At 32.0% G+C, this 5,274-nt stretch carries 4 protein-coding genes and 1 pseudogene; all 5 read left to right on the top strand.

Annotated elements, in window-relative coordinates; genetic code table 11:
* Window positions 1-687, top strand: a pseudogene (locus AB1Z17_RS13555) (aminopeptidase); the annotation flags it as partial.
* A 158-nt stretch (window positions 688-845) separates the two neighbouring features.
* On the top strand, window positions 846-3,296 hold the full coding sequence (locus AB1Z17_RS13550; RefSeq protein ID WP_368052303.1) for a thiamine pyrophosphate-dependent enzyme: 2,451 nt from the start codon (window positions 846-848) through the stop codon (window positions 3,294-3,296).
* Between the two features lie 190 nt (window positions 3,297-3,486).
* Window positions 3,487-3,717: a ferredoxin family protein gene (locus tag AB1Z17_RS13545; RefSeq protein ID WP_134247688.1), complete on the top strand. Its 231-nt coding sequence runs from the start codon at window positions 3,487-3,489 to the stop codon at window positions 3,715-3,717.
* 17 nt (window positions 3,718-3,734) lie between these two features.
* Window positions 3,735-4,817: a 3-methyl-2-oxobutanoate dehydrogenase subunit VorB gene (locus tag AB1Z17_RS13540; RefSeq protein ID WP_368052302.1), complete on the top strand. Its 1,083-nt coding sequence runs from the start codon at window positions 3,735-3,737 to the stop codon at window positions 4,815-4,817.
* Window positions 4,814-5,274, top strand: a 461-nt coding sequence (locus tag AB1Z17_RS13535; protein ID WP_368052301.1) for a thiamine pyrophosphate-dependent enzyme, incomplete at its 3' end; no start/stop codon positions are given. The genes AB1Z17_RS13540 and AB1Z17_RS13535, both read left to right, overlap by 4 nt.

The following is a 5,274-nucleotide window of genomic DNA, read 5'->3' as shown; positions in this document are numbered from 1 at the left end:
TTTACATTTATAGATAAAGAAAGATCGCCAACCCAAACTGAACACATTGAAACTAATAAATACAGCGTTTTTAATTTAGGATATGGATATTCAAGTCCGGGAATAATAGATGATGTTAGATTTTCGACAGGATTAGAAGTTTCTAGTAAATTTAGTAAACTTTCTGTAACAGCTCAATTTAGAAAACTTACAGATTCAAATAGACAATTCGATTTTCGATTTTTTGCAGGTGCATTTATAACCAATAAAACTAAAACCAATTACTTTAGTTTTGCCTTAGACAGACCAACAGATTATTTATTTCAATACGATTATTTAGGAAGATCGGAAACTTCTGGTATTTTTAGTCAGCAAATTATTATTAACGAAGGTGGTTTTAAATCTAAACTACCAGTTTCGTTCGCAAACCAATGGCTATCAACATTAAACACTAGTGTAGGAATTTGGAGATGGGTAGAAGTTTATAACGATGTTGGTTTTGTAAAAAATAGAAATAAGAGTGTTTATTTTGCCCATGAAAATGGAATACGACTAAACTTTATTCAAGATATTTTAGAAGTTTATTTCCCATTTTATTCAAATTTAGGATGGGAAGTTTCAGCTCCACAATACAGTTCTAAAATTCGATTTGTCTTAGTAATCAAACCCAAACGAATTTATAATTTTGTAAAAAGAGGTTTTTATTAAAATTGACTATATTTTTAATTGTTTTTAACTTCTGTTAGAGTATTGTTAAAAATATATAGATTTTTCTTAATTCTATTAAAAATAATTCAACGCATTAGAGTCGTTTTTAAATATCACATAAATTTCGTACATTTGCAAAACTAAAAAAATCATAAAATATGCAGCTAGAGTCTTCTTCAACAAGTCAAGAGCAACTTTCTTTTCAGCAATTTAAAAAAGAAGTATTACAAGATTATAAAATTGCTGTAATAAGTAGAGAGTGTAGTATTCTAGGGCGAAGAGAGGTACTAACAGGAAAAGCCAAGTTTGGTATTTTTGGTGATGGAAAAGAAGTACCCCAGCTGGCAATGGCAAAAGCCTTTAAAAAAGGAGATTTTAGATCTGGTTATTACCGAGATCAAACTTTTATGATGGCAATTGGAGAGCTTACACCGCAACAATTTTTTGCAGGTTTGTATGCACACCCAAGTATAAAAGCAGATCCCATGTCTGGTGGTCGTCAAATGGGTGGGCACTTTTCAACGCACAGTTTAGACGAAAATGGTGAGTTTAAAAACTTAACCGAACAATACAATTCAACTAGTGATATTTCTCCAACTGCTGGACAAATGCCAAGAATGTTGGGTATTGCTTATGCTTCAAAACTATTTAGAAATATTGACGAAGTAAAAAACCCAAAATTCTCAAATAATGGAAATGAAATATCTTGGGGAACAATTGGAAACGCTAGTACTTCCGAAGGGCTATTTTTTGAAACCATAAATGCTGCCGGAGTATTACAAGTACCTATGGTAATTAATGTTTGGGATGATGATTATGGAATTTCAGTACCTGCAAGATTTCAAACAACAAAAGAAAGTATTTCTGAAATTTTAAAAGGATTTCAAAGAGATGAAAAAGGAGATGGATACGAAATTTTTGTTGTAAAAGGTTGGGATTATCCCCAACTAATAGATACATATAATAAAGCTTCAAAAATTGCACGAGAAGAACATGTTCCTGTATTAATACATGTAAAAGACTTAACACAACCACAAGGACATTCTACATCTGGTTCACATGAACGCTATAAAACCAAAGAACGTTTAATTTGGGAAAAACAACACGATTGTGTTGCCAAAATGCGCGATTGGATTTTTGAATTTGAATTGCAAGACGAAAATAATACTATTTTAAAATTTGTTGAATCCGAATCTGAGTTAATTCAAATTGAAAAAGATGCTAAAAAATTAGTTTCACAAGCAAAAAGAGAAGCTTGGACTGCATTTTTAGCTCCAGTAAAAAATCAGAAAATTAGGTTGTTAAATATTTTAGAAAATTTAGCTAATAAGAGCAATAATAAAGTATTCATAAATAAATTAAAAAGTGAATTAACAGCCATCTTAGAACCATCTAGAAAAGATCTTTTAGCAACAGCCAGAAAAGTCGCTGTATATATTAGAAACGAAAATTCTGTTGAAAAAACACAACTTCAAAACTGGATTACTAGCTATTTAAAAAGTGAGCAACCTCTATTTAGTTCGCATCTTTATAGTCAAACCAACAAAAAGGCTACTAACGTTAAAGAAGTGTTGCCAACATATAACCAAAAAGCAGAGTTGGTTGATGGTAGAATAATTATTAAAGATAATTTTGATACTATTTTCGCAAATAATGATAACGTTTTCATTTTTGGAGAAGATGCAGGAAATATAGGAGATGTAAACCAAGGTTTGGTTGGACTACAAGAAAAATACGGGAAACTTAGAGTTTCAGATACTGGAATTAGAGAAGCAACCATAGTTGGTCAAGGTATTGGAATGGCTTTAAGAGGGTTACGCCCAATTGCAGAAATTCAATATTTAGATTATTTATTATATGCAATACAAATTTTAAGTGATGATTTAGCTTCATTACAATACAGAACAGTTGGCACCCAAAAAGCACCTTTAATAATAAGAACAAGAGGACATAGATTAGAAGGCATATGGCATTCTGGTTCTCCTATGGGAGCAATTGTACATTTATTAAGAGGTATGAACATTTTGGTTCCAAGAAATATGACAAAAGCAGCTGGTTTTTATAATACACTTTTAGAATGTGATGAACCTGCATTAATTGTTGAAAATTTAAATGGCTACCGCTTAAAAGAAAAATTACCTAACAATTTTGGTGAATTTAGAACACCTATTGGTGTAGTTGAAACCGTAAAAGAAGGTTCAGATATTACGGTAGTTTCTTATGGATCAACTTTAAAAATTGTTCAAGACGTTGGTAAAGATTTAAATCAAGTAGATATTGATATTGAAATTATTGATGTGCAAAGTTTACTTCCTTTTGATATAAATCAAGACATTGTAAAAAGTGTTCAAAAAACAAATAGACTAATTATTATTGATGAAGATGTTCCAGGAGGAGCTTCATCTTATTTATTAAATGAAATTTTAGAAAAGCAAAATGCCTATCAATATTTAGATAGTAAGCCTATTACTTTAACTGCTAAATCTCACAGACCAGCTTATGGTACCGATGGCGATTACTTTTCAAAACCAAATGCAGAAGATATTTTTGAAACTATTTACAAAATTATGCAAGAAGTAAACCCTTCAAAATTTAAAAATTTATATTAAGAAACAATAGTTACATTCTTATAAAATTATAATAAAAGCGCCTTCTAGGGCGTTTTTTTTTATTAAGAAAAGCTTAAAAAATATGACAATTATCATTAAATTGATATTTATCATACTTTTTACAATAAAATAGCCATAACTTTGAGAATAATAAAATAACAAGTTAATAATCACCTAATATATTATTAAAATGGCAAAAGTTAAAGGAGCAATTGTAGTTGACACGGAAGCGTGTAAAGGTTGCGAAGTTTGTATACCTGTATGTCCTGAAGATGTAATTGGTATGACATCAACAGTAAATAGAAAAGGATATCACTATGCATATATGAATAATCCAGAAGCTTGTACTGGATGCACAAACTGTGCAATTGTTTGTCCTGATAGAGCTATTTCGGTATATAGAGTAAAGGTTTCAGCTTAACAAAATAAACAAGAAACATGTCAGAATTAAAATTAATGAAAGGAAACGAAGCATTAGCTGAGGCCGCGATTAGAGCTGGTGTTGATGCTTATTTCGGATATCCTATTACACCGCAATCAGAAGTTATAGAATATTTAATGACCGAACGTCCTGAAGAAAGAACAGGAATGGTTGTATTGCAAGCTGAAAGCGAAGTTGCAGCAATAAATATGGTTTATGGTGCTGCAAGTACTGGTAAAAAAGTAATGACTTCTTCATCTAGCCCAGGAATTTCACTAAAACTAGAAGGGATATCTTATTTAGCCGGAGCTGAATTACCATCTGTAATTGTAAATGTTGTAAGAGGTGGACCTGGTTTAGGTACAATTCAACCTTCTCAAGCAGATTATTTTCAATCTGTAAAAGGTGGTGGCCACGGAGATTATAAATTATATGTTTTGGCACCTTCATCCGTTCAAGAAATGGCAGATTTTGTAGAAGATGCTTTTGATATTGCCTTTAAATACCGTGCGCCTGTTTTAATTCTTTCAGATGGTCTGATTGGTCAAATGATGGAAAAGGTAAATCTTAAAGACCAAAAAATTAGATTAACTGACGAAGAAGTTATTAAATTAAATGGTGATTGGGCAACTACTGGTAAAACAAAAAATAGAGAACGTAATATAATTACTTCTTTAGATTTACAATCTGAAAAAATGGAAGCTAGAGTTCGTAAATTAATGAGAAAATACGAACAAATGGAAAAAGAAGATATGCGGTACGAAGAATTTCAAACTGAAGATGCAGATTATTTATTTGTGGCCTATGGATCAAGTGCTAGAATTGCCCAAAAGGCAGTGCAATTAGCAAGAGCAAAAGGAATAAAAGCAGGTTTATTAAGGCCTATAACGTTATTCCCTTACCCTAAAAAAGTTTTATTTGATTTAGCCGATCAAGTAAAAGGAATTTTAAGTGTTGAATTAAATGCTGGGCAAATGGTAGAAGATGTTCGTCTTTCAGTTGAGCATAAAGTACCTGTGGAGCATTTTGGAAGAACTGGAGGAATTATTCACACTCCAGAAGAAGTATTAGAAGCTTTAGAACAAAAAATTATAAAATGAACGTATTAGATATTATAAAACCCGAAAATCAAGTATTTTGTAAATCAAAATTAATGACAGACACTACTTTGTCCTATTGCCCAGGCTGTGGACACGGTACTGCACATAACCTAGCAATGGAAGTAATTGATGAAATGGGAATCTCTGAAGATACCATTGGAGTTGCGCCAGTTGGCTGTTCTGTTTTAGCTTACGATTTTATGAATATTGATATCACTCAAGCAGCACACGGACGTGCTCCTGCAGTAGCTACAGCAATTGCTAGAACTTGGCCAGAAAAGTACGTTTTTACCTATCAAGGTGATGGTGACTTGGCAGCTATTGGAACTGCAGAAACTATTCACGCTTGTAACAGAGGTGAAAACATTGTTATTATTTTTGTGAATAATGGTATTTATGGAATGACAGGTGGTCAAATGGCACCAACCACTTTAGAAGGTATGCGCTCATCTACTTC

The organism is Lutibacter sp., from assembly GCF_040883305.1.
Taxonomy (GTDB): Bacteria; Bacteroidota; Bacteroidia; order Flavobacteriales; family Flavobacteriaceae; genus Lutibacter.
This window is presented reverse-complemented; position numbering and strand designations above follow the sequence as displayed.

Bases quoted from the DNA above. Each gene is read 5' to 3' on its own strand.
- AB1Z17_RS13545 (WP_134247688.1), top strand. From the start codon at position 3,487: ATGGCAAAAGTTAAAGGAGCAATTGTAGTTGACACGGAAGCGTGTAAA.
- AB1Z17_RS13540 (WP_368052302.1), top strand. From the start codon at position 3,735: ATGTCAGAATTAAAATTAATGAAAGGAAACGAAGCATTAGCTGAGGCC.
- AB1Z17_RS13550 (WP_368052303.1), top strand. From the start codon at position 846: ATGCAGCTAGAGTCTTCTTCAACAAGTCAAGAGCAACTTTCTTTTCAG.